The organism is Nitrosospira sp. Nsp1, assembly GCF_900100985.1.
In the GTDB taxonomy this organism is placed as follows: Bacteria; Pseudomonadota; Gammaproteobacteria; order Burkholderiales; family Nitrosomonadaceae; genus Nitrosospira.
This window is the reverse complement of record NZ_FMUF01000003.1, coordinates 1-15,258: the sequence shown is the minus strand read 5'-3', so window position 1 is coordinate 15,258 and position 15,258 is coordinate 1. Positions and strand designations below refer to the sequence as shown.

Annotated in this window: 16 protein-coding genes; 10 read left to right on the top strand and 6 right to left on the bottom strand. The window is 52.4% G+C overall.

All coding sequences use genetic code 11. The features are described from left to right. Window positions 1-58: 58 nt before the first annotated feature. Together BLP78_RS02260 and BLP78_RS02255 are read right to left on the bottom strand one after the other, a co-directional pair. The gene (locus BLP78_RS02260) at window positions 59-943 is read right to left on the bottom strand and encodes an MlaA family lipoprotein (protein ID WP_256329968.1); all 885 of its coding nucleotides are present in this window, start codon (window positions 941-943) and stop codon (window positions 59-61) included. A gap of 212 nt (window positions 944-1,155) precedes the next feature. Further along, window positions 1,156-2,667 (bottom strand): FAD-binding oxidoreductase, encoded by a 1,512-nt coding sequence (locus BLP78_RS02255; RefSeq protein WP_176752755.1) that lies wholly within the window; start codon window positions 2,665-2,667, stop codon window positions 1,156-1,158. Between the two features lie 636 nt (window positions 2,668-3,303). On the opposite strand from BLP78_RS02255, the gene BLP78_RS02250 reads away from it, so the two are divergent. Then, window positions 3,304-3,603: a hypothetical protein gene (locus BLP78_RS02250; RefSeq protein ID WP_090456059.1), complete on the top strand. Its 300-nt coding sequence runs from the start codon at window positions 3,304-3,306 to the stop codon at window positions 3,601-3,603. A 24-nt stretch (window positions 3,604-3,627) separates the two neighbouring features. Here the strand turns inward: BLP78_RS02250 and BLP78_RS15885 are convergent, their stop codons facing one another. Continuing rightward, complete coding sequence (locus tag BLP78_RS15885; protein WP_256329966.1) at window positions 3,628-3,756, bottom strand: hypothetical protein; 129 nt, start codon at window positions 3,754-3,756, stop codon at window positions 3,628-3,630. 48 nt (window positions 3,757-3,804) lie between these two features. Between BLP78_RS15885 and BLP78_RS02245 the strand changes: the two genes are divergently transcribed. The 3 genes from BLP78_RS02245 (at window position 3,805) to BLP78_RS02235 (ending at window position 7,359) form a co-directional block, all read left to right on the top strand. Further along, window positions 3,805-4,902 (top strand): HAF repeat-containing PEP-CTERM protein, encoded by a 1,098-nt coding sequence (locus BLP78_RS02245; protein WP_090456057.1) that lies wholly within the window; start codon window positions 3,805-3,807, stop codon window positions 4,900-4,902. A 476-nt stretch (window positions 4,903-5,378) separates the two neighbouring features. Continuing rightward, a complete protein-coding gene (locus BLP78_RS02240) occupies window positions 5,379-6,782 on the top strand; it encodes an adhesin (protein WP_090456055.1) in 1,404 nt (467 codons plus the stop codon). A gap of 16 nt (window positions 6,783-6,798) precedes the next feature. Beyond that, complete coding sequence (locus tag BLP78_RS02235; protein ID WP_090456474.1) at window positions 6,799-7,359, top strand: lipocalin family protein; 561 nt, start codon at window positions 6,799-6,801, stop codon at window positions 7,357-7,359. Window positions 7,360-7,361: 2 nt separating this feature from the next. Here BLP78_RS02235 and BLP78_RS02230 read toward each other — a convergent pair whose 3' ends face one another. After that, entirely contained in the window at window positions 7,362-7,826 is a 465-nt protein-coding gene (locus BLP78_RS02230) for a ferritin-like domain-containing protein (protein WP_090456053.1), read from the bottom strand. Window positions 7,827-8,027: 201 nt separating this feature from the next. Further along, entirely contained in the window at window positions 8,028-10,379 is a 2,352-nt protein-coding gene (locus BLP78_RS02225; RefSeq protein WP_090456051.1) for a S8 family peptidase, read from the bottom strand. A gap of 407 nt (window positions 10,380-10,786) precedes the next feature. Here BLP78_RS02225 and BLP78_RS02220 point away from each other — a divergent pair, with 407 nt between their 5' ends. The 6 genes from BLP78_RS02220 to BLP78_RS02195 all read left to right on the top strand — a co-directional run bounded on the left by BLP78_RS02220 (window position 10,787) and on the right by BLP78_RS02195 (window position 14,884). After that, on the top strand, window positions 10,787-11,839 hold the full coding sequence (locus BLP78_RS02220; protein WP_090456049.1) for a DUF2278 family protein: 1,053 nt from the start codon (window positions 10,787-10,789) through the stop codon (window positions 11,837-11,839). A gap of 182 nt (window positions 11,840-12,021) precedes the next feature. Then, window positions 12,022-12,288: a phospholipase D-like domain-containing protein gene (locus BLP78_RS02215; RefSeq protein ID WP_090456046.1), complete on the top strand. Its 267-nt coding sequence runs from the start codon at window positions 12,022-12,024 to the stop codon at window positions 12,286-12,288. A gap of 60 nt (window positions 12,289-12,348) precedes the next feature. Further along, window positions 12,349-12,831, top strand: coding sequence for a hypothetical protein (locus BLP78_RS15090; RefSeq protein ID WP_143002869.1), 483 nt, complete (start codon window positions 12,349-12,351; stop codon window positions 12,829-12,831). Between the two features lie 375 nt (window positions 12,832-13,206). Next, window positions 13,207-14,010 carry a glutamate racemase gene (gene murI / locus BLP78_RS02205; protein WP_176752754.1) on the top strand — a complete coding sequence of 268 codons (804 nt, stop codon included), beginning with the start codon at window positions 13,207-13,209 and terminating at the stop codon, window positions 14,008-14,010. A gap of 317 nt (window positions 14,011-14,327) precedes the next feature. Next, a complete protein-coding gene (locus BLP78_RS02200; protein WP_090456040.1) occupies window positions 14,328-14,600 on the top strand; it encodes a CopG family ribbon-helix-helix protein in 273 nt (90 codons plus the stop codon). Continuing rightward, window positions 14,588-14,884 (top strand): type II toxin-antitoxin system RelE/ParE family toxin, encoded by a 297-nt coding sequence (locus BLP78_RS02195; RefSeq protein ID WP_090456038.1) that lies wholly within the window; start codon window positions 14,588-14,590, stop codon window positions 14,882-14,884. The genes BLP78_RS02200 and BLP78_RS02195 overlap by 13 nt, the downstream gene beginning before the upstream one ends. A 60-nt stretch (window positions 14,885-14,944) precedes the next feature. On the opposite strand, the gene BLP78_RS15745 is transcribed toward BLP78_RS02195, so the two are convergent. Beyond that, window positions 14,945-15,258: hypothetical protein (locus BLP78_RS15745; protein ID WP_218118897.1), on the bottom strand; the 314-nt coding region annotated here is incomplete at its 5' end.

Below are 15,258 nucleotides of genomic sequence, written 5' to 3'. Positions count from 1 at the left end.
TTCACTACCACGATGGAAAGCGAGTTGATCACATCGTGACCCGAGCCTTGTTCATGCTTCAGTTCGACGGCTTGTCGGCAGGTTCTTCTTCCAACCGATCGTAACTCTCGGGTGGGGGGTTGCCGTCGTATATCACATGCTTGCGCTGCTGCAAGTAAGCATCGCGCACAAACAAGTAAGGATCCAGCGCGGCCTGGTCGCGAAGCGACATGGGGCCGGATAGTCTTGCGCGCAGGTCGATGATGCCGAGAATGGAGAGCGGTATCGCGATGGCATTGCCAATCGCATAAGGACCCAGGAAGGTACCCACATAAAAGAGCATATTGGTCAATACGCTCACGGGAATGCTCGTGGCGTCACGATAGCTGCTGGGTCCGAATAAAGGAATAAAAAGATAAGTGTTTGAGTCGACACCCCACACAGCCAGCGTTTGTCCAAAGTCTTCGTTATGTAGCGGCAAACCCATAGGCGAGGCCACATCAAAGAGTCCGGCTATTCCGATGGTCGAATTGATACCCAGACGCAAGGTGTCCCGGAACCCCTGCCGTACCTTGCCCTGTAAAAAATCGTTCAGGATTGTTTCCGGATATCCGAGATTGTCATAAAAATTTCCAACGGAGCGCCGCACAGGCTTGGGCACATGGTCGACATAGGCATCCGCGACCGGCTTCAGAACGTTCCGGTCGACCATATCGGTGAAATCATAAGACTTGCGATTAATATGCTCATGGGGATCCGTTGCGTCAAAGCTCTGGTCGTGCGGACGCACGGCCGCGCAACCGGCAAACAGAATCGTGCATATCAACAACAGGACTTGGGCGGGATGGCTATGCTTCATGGTCAGGTAATGAATAGACGGCAGTTTGTCGAGATTTATATATACCGAAGCCCACTGTCGTTCGGCACCCCGCAATGCTATGGAACGCTCAGTTGGCAGTTCCAACAAGCTCATCCAAAACTATACGCTAAAGCCAGAGAACATCAAACGTTTCGCTGAAATGCACCGTTTTTGACCGTATCTTCTCGCGCTTCGAGCAACTTGATCAGTTCACTGTTTTCATCCATTTCACCTTGATCGTCGAAGCACCTGGATTGTGTTAACAGGCCATAGATCCCAACCGGCATGGTTTACGGGGGGTACATCACGTAAGCCCATCATATAATTGTCTTGCGAGAACGAAATTGATTATCAGGATCTTTCACGTGGGCTTGCTTTATCTTTACCAGGTCTTCGTAACTTTTATCGAAGTAGGTTCTGGTAGGCACCGAGCTGTCTTTGAAACTGATGAAGGCACCTGAGGTATTGGGAATATCGTACTCGCGGCAAACATCCATCCAGTCAAGCGCGCGGTTTATGCGCGTGTACACGTGATTGTTCTGGCCTTCCTCCTTTTGTTCTTCAGTTTCGTTCCACCAGGTTTGGTACTGTATCGTGAATAGCTTATCCTTGTAAGGAAAGGCGCTTTTTGTTTTCTGCTCCGGGGTAATGACATGCTGATAATAGTTGCCGGTGATGGCGCCCAGAGTAATATACGTATACAGTCCCAAGCCTTCGTTGCCGGGTAGTACGAGCGGAGAGGTGAGGCTCTCCAGCAGCTTGTAATGTCCTTCCTTGCCAAGGCCCTGGGCATCTACCAGGCGTGAGGTGATTTTATGGGGCCCTGGCTGATCCTCATCAGGAGGAAAAGGCGTTCCTTCCAGCCCTTGCTTCAGCCGGTTCATGTTGTGAAACGAATACCGATCCCAAGAGCTCATCAGGTGATCGCCATAGCGTAAGTGCTTGTATTTGCGTCCGGCCTTATCCTCATCACGAATGGTGAGGGTGTATCTGCCGGTGAATTCAAAACGTTGACGTATAAACTCCCGCAGGCTGTTTTCATCTCCCTCCCAGTAGCCATACATCATACAGTTGTGGCTTATGGTGTCAGGATTAAAGGGACCCTCTTCGCGGGCATGATGCCTGGCAGAAATTTTCAGATTGGTTCCTACCAACTGGCTGGCTGCCGGATCGGTGGAGGCAATCACCGCTTCCCAGGCTTGCAACACGGTAAGGGTGGGAATGGGGCTTGAGTCGCGTATAGCAAATACTTTGTTTTTTGGTATATAGCAGTATTCATTCCACTCGATCTGAAACTTGATCATCTCGAAAGGTAGCTCGAAGGTTTTGATCACGAGTTCGGTAACAATGCCATAGCTGAAGCCACCACCACCTTTAATGGCCCAAAGCAGTTCTCTTTCGTCTAGATTCCCGTCCATGCTCAATTTACGTATGGTGCCATCGCCAAGCACCAGGGTGGCGCCGACCACACTTTCGCAGCACATACCGTGCTTACGGGTCCAGGGGCCCCAACCTCCGCCCATGGTATAGCCCGCTATGCACACCGTGCCGCAGGTTCCATGTGGAATCATGACATCGTCGTCAGCCAGTTTCGTGGTGAGATTCTGAAATGATGTTCCCGGTTGTATATGGGTAATTCCGCGCGCAGGATCAATTTCTACCTCATTCATTTTCGAGAGATCGAGCAGAATGGTATCGGTACCGGAGCATTCCCCTTCATGGTCGTGCCCGCCCGAGCGCACGCGTAAAGTCAGGGCATGTTTACGGGTAAACCTGACCACCACACTTACCTGTTCGGTAGTAACACACAGCACAATTGCAGCCGGCATAAACTGAAACCTGCGGTTGAAGATCTGGCGCTGTTGATCGTACTCTTCCTGATTTTCCGAACAATTACAAAGTATTGTGGGCTGGGCTACTCCATCCAAACAGTAAGCCTCCCGGAGTTTTTCAACGATGGTATTCATATATTAATTAGTAATCATGAGTTGAGCGGGTATGGTTTTATTTAACCTGGTCGCGAAACGGTTATGCTGTTGTTGTACCGGAGAGCATGATCGCGAAAAGGACTGGCAGCCTGTCGGGCTTAAAGGAAATCGGTTGTGTCTGGTGGTCAGGCATTTGCAGCTAAAGAATGCTCAACCGTGTTAGATGGACATGCTCCAACTCCAAGACCGAGCGCGCTCGCACGACACGTTTGGACCGAAACGATTATAGGCTCTTGCTCAGGCTCAACAACCTGATAGTTCTTACAGGTATTTCCACCAAATACCTCTGACAACGCCACGTTTTATTTCAATGCACCCTGATCTGCGAGGAATGGTCCATTAGCTCCTTCCGAAGTGGCGGGTATCTATTCGCCGTAGCGGAGGAATACGTGCGTTATCGTACAGATTATTCTTTTATTCAAAGTCTATTCTTTTCTCCTGCTGATAACATTTGTTAAAGTAAACAGGAGAATCGTGATGAAGACTAAAACACTCGCCCCCGTTATTTTGACGCTCGTCATGGCTTGCGCGACCTCAAGTTTTGCTGGAGAAGCGGTCGAAATCAAATGGTCTCAGGTGCCGGCCGCAGCACAAAAAACGATCTCCCAAAATATGGGCGAGGGAAAAATTGAAGAAATCAAAAAGAAGACGAGGACAATAGGCGGTAAATCGGTCACGATTTATGAAGTGCACGCGAGAAAACCCGATCCAGGCGGAAAGAAATTTGAGATTGAAGTCGATGAAGGCGGCGAGCTTATCGAACTCGAGGATGAATGAACATACGATTCCGATAGCTGGAATTCAAATAATTTGCATGGATGCGGCATCGCTCGCATGATCGGAGAGCACGACGTAGTAGTAGCTGAAGGCAGTGCACGCTCCGCCAAGAGAGATGACGAAATTTGCCTTTGACAGCTTGAATTCCATCATCTACTTTGAAGCAATGGATTGCCACATACCACCTTGCCGGAGGATACCATGACACTCAGCCATTGCTTCAAAGTCCGTAGTCTCATCCTGGCCGCTGCTCTAATCACCGGTCTCGGTCTTGTTAATCATGCAAATGCCCAATTACGTTCATACCTTGTGGACCTCAACAGCAAGACCGTAACCAACCTTACTTTGCGCGATGAAAGCTTTGCTGTGGGCATCAACGACGCGGGGCAGGTAGTGGTAGGGTCAGCAGGTCGTGCTTTCATCACCGGCCCCAACGAGATGGGTATAAGGGACCTTGGCACATTAGGCGGGTTCCAAAGTTATGCGTCGGGCATCAACGCCGCGGGGCAGGTGGTGGGAAACTCTCACACAGCTGAGGGCTTCCCCCATGCCTTCATCACCGGCCCCAACGGAATTGGTATAAGGGACCTTGGCACTTTGGGCGGTGATAACAGCTATGCTGAGGGCATCAACGATGCCGGGCAGGTGGTGGGTTGGTCTTCCGGGGATGTGGCCCCTTACCATGCTTTCATCACTGGCCCCAACGGGATGGGTATGAGGGACCTTGGCACTTTGGGCGGTGAAAGCTTTGCTTATGGCATCAACGACGCCGGGCAGGTGGTGGGTTTTTCTAACACGGCTGGAGGCGCTTACCATGCTTTCATCACCGGCCCTGATGGGGCCGGCATGAGGGACCTTGGCACTTTAGGAGGCCCCCAAAGTTATGCCCGTGGCATCAACGACGCCGGGCAGGTGGTGGGTTTTTCTAACACGACTGGAGGCGCTACCCATGCTTTCATCACCGGCCCTGATGGGGCCGGCATGAGGGATCTTGGCACTTTAGGCGGTGGTTCCAGCTTTAGCTTTGCTTATGGCATCAACGATGCTGGTCAGGTGGTGGGAGACTCAGGCGGTAGCGCCTTTATCACCGGCCCCAATGGCGTAGGCATGATGGACCTCAATTCGCTGGTTGATCTGCCCGCTGGGGTGATTTTAATCGGAGCCAACGACATCAATAACCTGGGGCAGATAGCCGCCATTGCCGTTATCCCAGAGCCCTCATCCTATGCCATGCTGCTTGCCGGATTGAGCTTGATCGGATTCATGGCGCGACGTAAGAAGTCAGAAGTCCGAATTTAGCGTCGATCAAAAGTTTTAAGCGTCCACTAGCGCTTTCGGGTTATAGCGCATCCTTTTTTTCACAGCCTGATATGCGAAAACATGCTTCGGATCGGCTTGGTCTGATTGACTAGGCCGCCACTCAGCTATTGCAAAAAGGATCGTAACCGAATGGCCGGGACCAAAGACCCGGTGTGCTAAATGCTTGGATCCCGGCCCGCTGACAGTATGTGAGCGGGTTGCCAAGCATTCAGTGACCACCCATCAGCCAACCGGCCGGTTTGTTGTACCCAGGTTATCAGGCGAATCCAGATTAATCGGAATCGGCGGCAGCCATTTAAGGGTTAATTTTCGCTCCCCTGTGCGCGGACCCGTCCGGTACGGCGTCGGCGTAGTTCTTTATTCCCTGAGCGGAGTGGCGATCATGTTTTTCGTTATTGTCGCGCTATAGTTTGATATCATAATGCGTCGATTAAAACGTGGAACGGATCATCTGGATGAAACCTAATCACAAGAAAAGAATAATTTCATGGGGCCGCTTGCTGCCACTAACAATTGCCCTGGGACTTGTCGCGTGTGGTGGTGATGGCAGCGGACCCACCGCAAGCAATGGCAGCGGCGGCAACAGCGCTGCAACTGCCGAAAAAGGCCCGGCTACGGGGAGATTGCTGGATGCCGCCGTGAGCGGCGTGGCCTACCTGGCGTCTTCCGGTGCCACCGGCAATACAGATGAAAGCGGGATCTACAAATACAGCCACGGGGATACGATTGAATTCAAGCTGGGCAGCCTGATTCTCGGGAAACCGAAAGGCGCGGCTATCGTTACCCCTATGGAGTTGGCCGGTGACAGTGATAAAAGGTTGCAAAACCTGCTTATCCTGTTGCAATCGCTGGACGCGGATGGCAATGCCGTAAATGGCATTACCATCCCGGCTGCGGCCGCCGCGGCTGTCACTGCCTCGATTAATCTGGATAGCGAACCTGCTGCGTTTACCGCGTCGGCCGAATTGCAGAAAGCAAGAGAGGCGGGCGGTGTGGCAGGTGTGGTGAAGACGGCGGAACAGGCCAATGCCCACTTCCTTTCGCAGGGGATACCCCTGCTCAGCACCCATATCTGGGTCAGACACGATGACGCGACAGCTTCTGTCATCCGTATTTCGGCTGGTAACGGCGGCGAATATCTGAACGGAGAAGCCACGCCGGATGATTCATGCGATACCAACCGCGTGTGCGGCGGCAAACTGATGAGCAAAGCCGGGGTGGAATACGGAGCAGCGAGGGTATCCGAGTTTGATACAAGAGGATTCAAGTTTGTCGGCAAACCCACAATAGATACCAATCTTCATGCCGGCTTATCAAACCCAAGGCCGGCCTGGCGCGTGCGCAGCGATGGCTCCGAACTGATTACCTCGGATATCATGACGGTGCAAAGGGAAAGGAAGCAAGCCAGCCTCTTCGGCGAGCTCTTCCATATTGCCGGCACGCTCGAGGTAAGCTCTTCGAAGGAACCCATCAAGACCGAGGTCAAGGAGATCCGGTATTCCAAAATGGAGAATGATCCAAAAGGCATTATCGGGGCTTGGGTACCTGACCCGGCTGCCATCAAGATACAAACCTACTTTTTCTTTTCCAACGGAAAATTCATGATGGTTGATCCTATCGGGGATCCGGAACGCGCCGGCCATGAAAGTTGTGGTGAGCCGGGTATCGAATTTGCCTCATATACTTATGATGCCGGCAGCAAGGGCTTGGCGATTAAAGGATTCACCTATGATAACAACGGTTGCGCAGGTTTTTCCGGCGCCGAGACGACGTCGTTCAAACTGAATGCCGACGGCAATACCGCAACGCTTGAAACAAAGGGTGGTCCTGCATTGACGTTGCATCGGATATCAAAGTAGCTTGGAGGGGTTCGGGATGCGCACATTACTCTTTTCATTCTCCCTGATGACCATGGTCGCATTGACCGGGTGTGCCGGAGTCCCTCAAGTGAGGCTCCCACAGGATGTTGCACCGGTCACCAACTTCGATACGCAGAAGTATCTGGGTAAATGGTATGAGATTGCACGCCTGGAGCATTCTTCCGAAAAAGGCCTGAGCGATATTACCGCGACTTACAGCTTGCGTGATGATGGCGGTATCAAGGTGGTAAACCGGGGATACGACGCCGTGAAAGATGAATGGCGCACTGCCGAAGGGAAGGCTTATCCTGTGGGAAGCCCCGATACAGGCTATTTGAAAGTATCTTTTTTTGGGCCATTCTACGGTTCGTACGTAGTCTTTAATCTGGATACCGACTACCAGTATTCCTTTGTCACAGGGCCGGACAAGAACTATCTATGGCTGCTTTCACGTACTCCACGCGCTTCGGATGAAGTGTTAACCCGATTTATAAGCGAAGCGTATAAGCTTGGGTACGATATCGACAAGCTTATCTATGTAGACCAAAGCCGATCAATCTCTTCAATGCCGCAATGATTTCAGAGCGGGCTGGCGTTGCCATGCCTGGCGGTGTCGCGCAGTTGGCGCACTCTGTCATGGTTACGTTTTGCGCCCTCGTATTGCTGGTCGAGGAGGGCACGCAGATTGCCCGGTAATTCTTCCCTTAGCGCATTCTCATAGGCCACCACGGCAGCCGCTTCACCGCGTTCGCATTCTTCAAGCACCGCCAGATTATCATTGCTGGTCAAAGACGTTTTGAGGTCAACCCAAGCGCGATGCAATGTGCCTGTTACCGTCCCGCCGGTATCGGGGTCACCGCCATACCGCCTGACCTCGGTACTCAACTTGTTGACGGCCTGCGCGCAACTCTGCGCCCGGTTTTCAAAATACGACTGCAGCGCGGCGTCATGCGTATCCTCCGCGCAGGTCCTGAAGCCATTTGCGCCGTCGCGCGAGATTTCAATCAAGTCGTTCAGCACGCTTACGATTTTATGGTTGTCCATTTCATGTTCTCCGGGAAATAGTGCGCAGTCCCAAACGCCAAACGATAGAAGGACTGGAAGCTGGGGTCTGTACGTTGGCACACATTCTGCTATTTAAAGGTTGGAGCCGGTATCGTCGTTCGTTGCTTAGTCTTTCACTCAGCTTAAATGAAAAAAGGAAACCATTCCGTTGAGCCGCTATCCCGATACTCCGGATGGTCGCTATTGCGGCTGCCTTTGCGGTACCAGCCGCCAGGTCACTCGCCCAACTTCTTCTCCTTCATGAATCTGCTGCGCAAAAAGCTCAAACTCATGCTTGCGCATTGCTTCCGGTATTTTTACCAGTAGCCGCAAAGGAATTCGCGCCTTTGCGCGGAAGACAATCTCAGGAAGCCTCAGGCGGCTGCAATGGTTGAGAGGGACATGAACCACGCGCGGGCGATCCTTTGAGTCGAGCGGCGCGAATGGCATGGAATGCGGGCGCACGCGCAGTCTTTCAGCGAATTCCGGCGATAGCTCGAGTACGATCTCGGCCCCGGCGGGAAGCCGCGGCACGATTTCAAGATGCATGCGCCGTGCTTTATCCGGTGCACCTGCCGCGATAAAGGGCAAGGCGACATAGTCCCGCGGTTCCGATCGAGGGGGCGGCACATTATTGACCACGTTGAAGTTGCGCCAGGTCACGTTATTATTGTTGCGGATGAAGGTGGTGAAATTGTCCCAATCCAGAAAATCGGCGGGTACGGGGCCCGGGTCGCGAGGCGCGTCGAGAATGCCGACGAAGCAATAATGCCCGGTTGCGGGTATGGCTGCGGATGGCCAGGTAATGCCATTCGAAACCGTCAGCAGGTCGCCGGTCGGTACGTTTGCCAGGGTGGTCGATCCCAGCAGCGTCCAGAGGTCCGGCGCGAGAAGCGTGGAAGGCGGTGCCCAATAGACAGTAGCCGCCACATTCGCCGCAGCCGAGCCGCCCCGGTTGCGCACACGCACGTAAACGAAATTATCCTGCCCCGCTTCCGCTTCATAACCCAGCGTCATGTCGTTCTCGGTCCCGCTGCCGGCGCCGAAAGCAGCTTGGGGATCGGCGACAGCGGTCTGCCGCAGAATGATATCCGGACTGGACGAGATCGCGCCCAGGTGAGGATCGCCGTTGTCGCCGATGAAATCCCGCAGATAGATGTCGGGAGCGAGGTTGAGTACTGTTCCATCAATGATCGCGCGTAGATTGGGCATTACCCCGATGCGGTCCACAGCCGGATTCGCAGACAAGGTTCCATATGCGGCATCGGACAGAATCATGCGCAGTTGCCACGGGGCAAGGCGGTCGTCCGAGGCCGCTTCCACTAAGCCCTGCACCGCGAGTGCTGCACCCGTGACGATGGGGGTAGCGCTGGATGTGCCGTTGAAGCCGGTCGTATAGAGGTTTGTCGCCGTATTGGTGGCATCGGAAGAAAGGGTGTCCACGTTCTCGCCCCATCCATAGCAGTCGATACGGCTGCCGTGGCATGAAAAGCCGAGGCGCACGTGTGGCGCGGTGGAACTTGCCGCACCCACCATGATGGCGCCTGAATCCAGAAAATCCGTGCTGGCGCGGTTGAATATCTGCTGCCCGCCGGGATTCACCACCGTATCGAGGTCGACGCCGCCGTTGCCGGCCGCCTCGACCACCACGATGCCAAGCGAGGTCGCGAGGAGGATCACGTCGAAAACGGCCGGTTCGATCTCGACGGGAACCAGGCTGTAACCGAACAGATTCGTCTGTGCTTCAAGCAGCAACACGTCGCCAAAGCGCATGACGCCAATCGCATCGAGTATCGGTTGGGCCGTGCTATAACCACCTCCCGGCAAATGCTGGCCCACGCAGCGGACAGATGCCAGCGCGGGCGTGATGCCCACACAACCCACGGCATTGTCTACCGCGGCGATTTCCCCGAGCACGCCGCTGCCGTGAAAATAATAGGAGTGATTCAGGCCCGAGATCAGCGTGATACCGTGCGCGGCGAGATCTTCATGATCAAAAGTCCAACCCCACTCCATATCGACCAGTGCCTGCCCAGCGCCATCGCCGCCAGGAAAATTCCAGGCATACTCCGCATCGATGCCGTCGGGCGCAGGGTCGAGATAGCCTTGATTAGCGCTGCGCGGGTCATCCGCAGCATTGACGAATGGCGGCTCGACAGGCGGTGGCTCGACATAAGCCATGGCCACGGACTCCCACTGGGAAAGACGATTCACCAGTTCTTCGGCATTCATGCCGAGCGGCAGGTTGACCGCGAAATAGGCGTCCAGATTGGGCGCGCGAAAGGCTGAATTCAATGCTCTGGCGCGTTCCCCCAACGCGGCGAACCGATCGGGTTCAAACGATAGGAGAGGTTCAAGTGTGATGCCTTCAAACTGTGCCGCCAGCGCATTCCACGGGCCGACACCGAGCGATTCCACCATTCGCGCGGTATCTTCGCGGGGGAGCTGGACGTGATCCTTGAATTTGACAATTACGCGGCGGCGATAGCCGAGCCCGGGCTGAGCTTGTTCCATGCCGGGCGTCGCGGCGCTTTCGTTCTCGTTGGTAGCCATGATCTTCTTCTCCGGATCAGTCGTTACATCTAACGTTACATCTAACGAATAGCATGGAATACGAAATATTCAAGCTGAGCAGTGGCCCTTTCACAGAAGCGGCAGTAATCAGATAAATATTCCCAAGGATGAAGACAGCTGGTTTGCCCGGATAGGGCGGGCGCTGATCATCCGTTTTGAATGCGGGCTTGCGACCCGATAGCCCGGGCCGGGATGGCGTACTTATGCCGATAACCCCATACCGAGCGGAACTCGTCCAGCATCTTCCCGGGATACCGCTTCAGTTGGTTTTTTGAGGCGATTCGTTTCCATCATCAGGATTGACATCGAGGCAACATGATCTATGTTGATAGCAGAGCACAGCAATTCTTTGCGTAGCGACGCGAATTTTTAAAAAGGGGGAAAGCATGCCACTAAACGCATATGGAGTACTGAAGGGCCGGCCGGTGAACCGCCAACTCGCCTCGGGCGCCAATCCGCATTACCAGATCCATATCGTGGACGATACAACCCATTATCGCATCGCGGTGAACGTTACCTCGCAACTCGCCCCGTCCGAGCTGGAATTTCTTGTGGATTCAAGGTTCGACCATCCGCTCCTGGCGGAGTTGATCGACAAGCCTCTCGGCTGGCTTCCTCTTCAATCCAGGCCGGGTGGGGTCGCACTCGACTTTATACGCGGCAACCTGTTTGATCCGCGCGATATGCGTGTGCTCCCTCTCAGCGCACCTGGTCCGGATAACGATTTGAACGAGAAAATCGATCAGTTCGTACAGCGTGCAATGGCGGACGAGGATGCGCTTGTTTATGCTTTTGGTCAGCGGTGGGGCCCTGAAAACAACAAAACCGACAAGATATTCGGCTTTATTCCCGGCAATGGCGTTCATGATATCCATATGAATCAGGGCAACGCAGGGCGTTTCAAGGGCGATGACGGGGTATACCAGGACGGTGCCTTGTTATTTCATTTTCCCCGGACCAGTCAATGGGTCGGCGTGTTTTTGAAGTTCCAGTCCCAGACCTGGCATACCGATGACAAGACCGGGCATCAGATTCATACCGAAACCAGTGGTCCCCCATCAGACGAGAACGTGGTGTCTCGTCCGTTCGTTCCAGGGGGACAACCCACCGCGGAGATGCCGGACGGGGCGATCCGAATTGTCGCAGCGCTCGTCAATAGCAGCCGGTCGCCCGAGATCGAATTTGTAACGCTCTTGAACACCACCAATCAGACAATCTCGCTTGATGGCTGGAACATTGCGGATCGCGACAAAAACAGGATGGCGCTAAAAGGGTCCATTACGGCTGGGGAGACATTGCGTGTGCAACTTGAACCGCCTGTTGTTCTGCCCAACAAGGGTGGAATCATCACGATATTGAACGGCGATGGTTTGCGCGTGGATGGGGTGGCCTACACCAAGGAGCAGGCACGAAATCCGGGTTGGACAGTGAAGTTCTGAACGGGCCGGCATCTGGACCAGGATTGCACGCTTAGCCTTGAGCACGATCTCGGCTTCGATTAAAACCGGGCAACCGGTTCACGGTGATCGTGGTTCGTCGCAATGGAGAGAACTGCGGAGAACGGCTTGTGAGGAATCATCAAGATAGCCGATGAGATCAAAATAGAGGGCAGACATGAAGGTTGCAGTTTATACAAATAGCGATGATGCGTCCGGGGAACAAGAAAAACGATGAAAATCTGGTAATCGTGCGTGGCCATAAGAAGCTCGCTATAGCCTATGCGACTCATGTCATGTCGGTATATCAGCATTACCGCTTCCGATTGTATATCCGTGAGATGCTCGCGCAGGGGAAGATACCCTGGAGTTCTCTCGACGACGATGACCAATGGCTAAAAGATGAGTTGCAATCCAAAGCTCAGGAGATCCGATACTGGACAACGTCCTAACCGCGACAACCCGAAAACTCTTGCCATCCCGATCCCGATTTATACGTATGACATCACTACATGGAGAGTTCTCGGGCTACTTCAAGCCTCCGTGATGAAATCGAAACTCTTTGGGGGGTTTATCAAGCAGGAGCGTGTGCCAGTATCGTAGCCTTACCTGATGATGAACCAATGCTTATATACTGGCCACTGACCCAAGAGTATTTCACTATTTACAATACCTACGCGCTATCCATTGGGAAAATCAAAAATCACATGTTAAGAAAGCAAATAATAGCGACATATACAAAAGCACGAAGTATGATTGATTCAATACGTTTGAATAATGATCTTTTGCAACAGTGGGAGCGTGATTGCTTCCTATTCCAGGAAACGCGTAATCCTGTACACGAATCACATGCAAATGCTCGCCATAAAGCGTTGGTCGAGTATGCCACGGCACTCAAGGAATCGCATTCAGGGTTAGAATCGGCGGTCTCTGAATTATTGTATCGTTTACGAAGAAATCCTTACGACCATCCAAGTAGCGCAGCTAAATATTAACGCGCATGCGCGACCGGCACATCTTCAATGTGGGAATGACTGATCCCGGCGGTTTGCTCGCGCAAGTTGATATATCTGCCATTCCAGACACAGACGACAAACTCAACGAATGTGAGTATTTTCTTAACCTTGCCTCTAGCAGCCTGTCGGCCTTAAAGAATCGCAGCGAAAAAGTGACTGGGTGAGGGCAGATTTTGCGGGTTTTGAAGGCCAATAGTTATTCTATTGGTCGAAAAAGCAGCGAAATATGAACCAGCCAGACGCTTTTGCAGCCGATTTTCTTTAAGTCCGACAGGCTGCTAGGAGTACCCCTCGCGCCGCAGCCATGGCAGGTTGCTATCGAGGATTGGCAGAAGCCAGGAGCTGATTTCTATAGTGTCAGAAATATTTTCGCCCGTAGCTGTATTCGATTCCGGTATCGGAGGATTAAGCGTTCTTCAGGCGCTGAAAAAGCGTTACCCGCAAGAATCTTATGTCTATTTGGGGGATACGGCTCGCCTTCCTTATGGAACCAAAAGTCCTGAAACCGTGCAGCGTTATAGCCAAAGCTTGTGCAGAATTCTGCTGAACTATAATCCAAAAGCCATCGTGATCGCCTGTAATACCGCTTCGACTCATGCGTTGGATGTAGTACGCGCGCTGGCGGCTCCGCTGCCGGTGATCGGCATGATTGAGCCGGCTGCGGCAGCGGCGGTTCAGGCAACAAGGAATCAGCATATCGGCGTTATCGCTACCTTCGGCACGATCCAGAGCGGAATATATGAAAAGAAACTGAAAAAAATCAATCCTCACATAAAAGTATCGTCCCAAGCCTGTCAGATGCTGGTTGCTCTTGCGGAGGAGGGCTGGTCTTCAGGTCCGATTGCCACAGCTACAATCCGCCAGTATCTTGATCCCATATTCGACACAGCCGAGGCTCCAGACACGTTGATTATGGGGTGCACTCATTTTCCTGTTTTTGAAGTTCTCTTCCGGGACATTCTTGGACCATCTGTCACTCTCATCAACAGCGGTAAAGCGGCTGCCAGGCAGCTTTCGGGGATTACGGGAACAGGGGGTCAAATTAAAATACTGGCAACTGACGATCCTGTGCGCTTTGCTGTCAATGCTTCCAAATTCTTCGATAAAAGATTGGTGGCTGCCGATATAGAACTGGTCGATGTGACTGCCGCATTTTAGCGCTAAGATTCGGCGTTCTGACGTCCAGATCATCTGAATTGATAATACGATATTCCCCCGGCAATAATCCGGCGGATCTGACGATAGCGCCCTTTCTGCAGGGAGATGGCAAACACCTGTTGATCTCTCACTAGGGCTAGCCCTTGTGAGATGTAGTTTGATCCCTCTATTTTTTATGAATGATAAAGGACGTTATCATTCATAAAAATAAGCTAGGAATAAGAACTCAAATAGTTATGTAGTAACTGTGCTGGCTCACCTTTAACTCGATAAGGAGCTTGTGATATAGTTAAAGATAGTCATAGGAGATACCTGATATGGCAACATCGATCAAGATTGATGAAAAGCTGAAAAACCGCGTTCGGGATTTAGCGAATGCACGGAGGCGGTCGGCAAACTGGATAATGAAAGAGGCTATCCAGCAATATGTGGACAGGGAAGAGGCGATAGAGAGTATTCAGCAGGAGGCCACGGAGTCATGGATAGAGTTTCAAGAAACTGGTTTACATATAACCGGACAGGAAGCAAGCGCGTGGCTGCGCACTTGGGGAACCGATGAGGAGACGGAAATACCCGAATGCCACAAGTAATTATCACCAGAAGGGCGGCGCGTGGCCTGGAGTCTTGTCGTATATTTCTGACAAATAAAAGTCCCGAAGCTGCCCAGCGTGCGGCCGGGACTATTACTCAAAAAATCATGCTACTGGAAGAGATGCCCGACGTAGGCAGGCCGGTCCCGGGATATGTGGGGCGGCGCGAGTTGACCATGGAATTCGGAAATTCCGGTTATGTGGCGCTGTACCATCATGACCCAGCTAAAGATAAGGTCTATATTCTGGCGTTTCGGCACCAGAAGGAAAGCGGTTATCTGTAGCTGCTCGAGTTTGAAATCGATCGAGCTACTTCTTTCCGTAGCGACGCTTTTTCAGAAACGTTATTGCCCTAAACTGGAATTCGCCATGAGCCTGTCTATTTTCTCGTGTCTATCCGGTTTCCCTAAAAGATTCAAGCTCCAAACGAGAATTAAAGAAATGGAAAAAACAAGGAAACGATAGTGGGTCGTGGGAAATAAAAGCATATGCGTTATATTAAAAACAAAAGGTATCCCAAGTAGGCAATAAAAATTAACGTCGACTTTAATCTGATCCCGCTTAGAAGTGGCCCCAAGAATTTGAACAAATCCATAAGTGGAAAATCTGCTACCTTTTGATGGTCCCTGCGGGACTTTGATATGGAGCAGAGAAATGG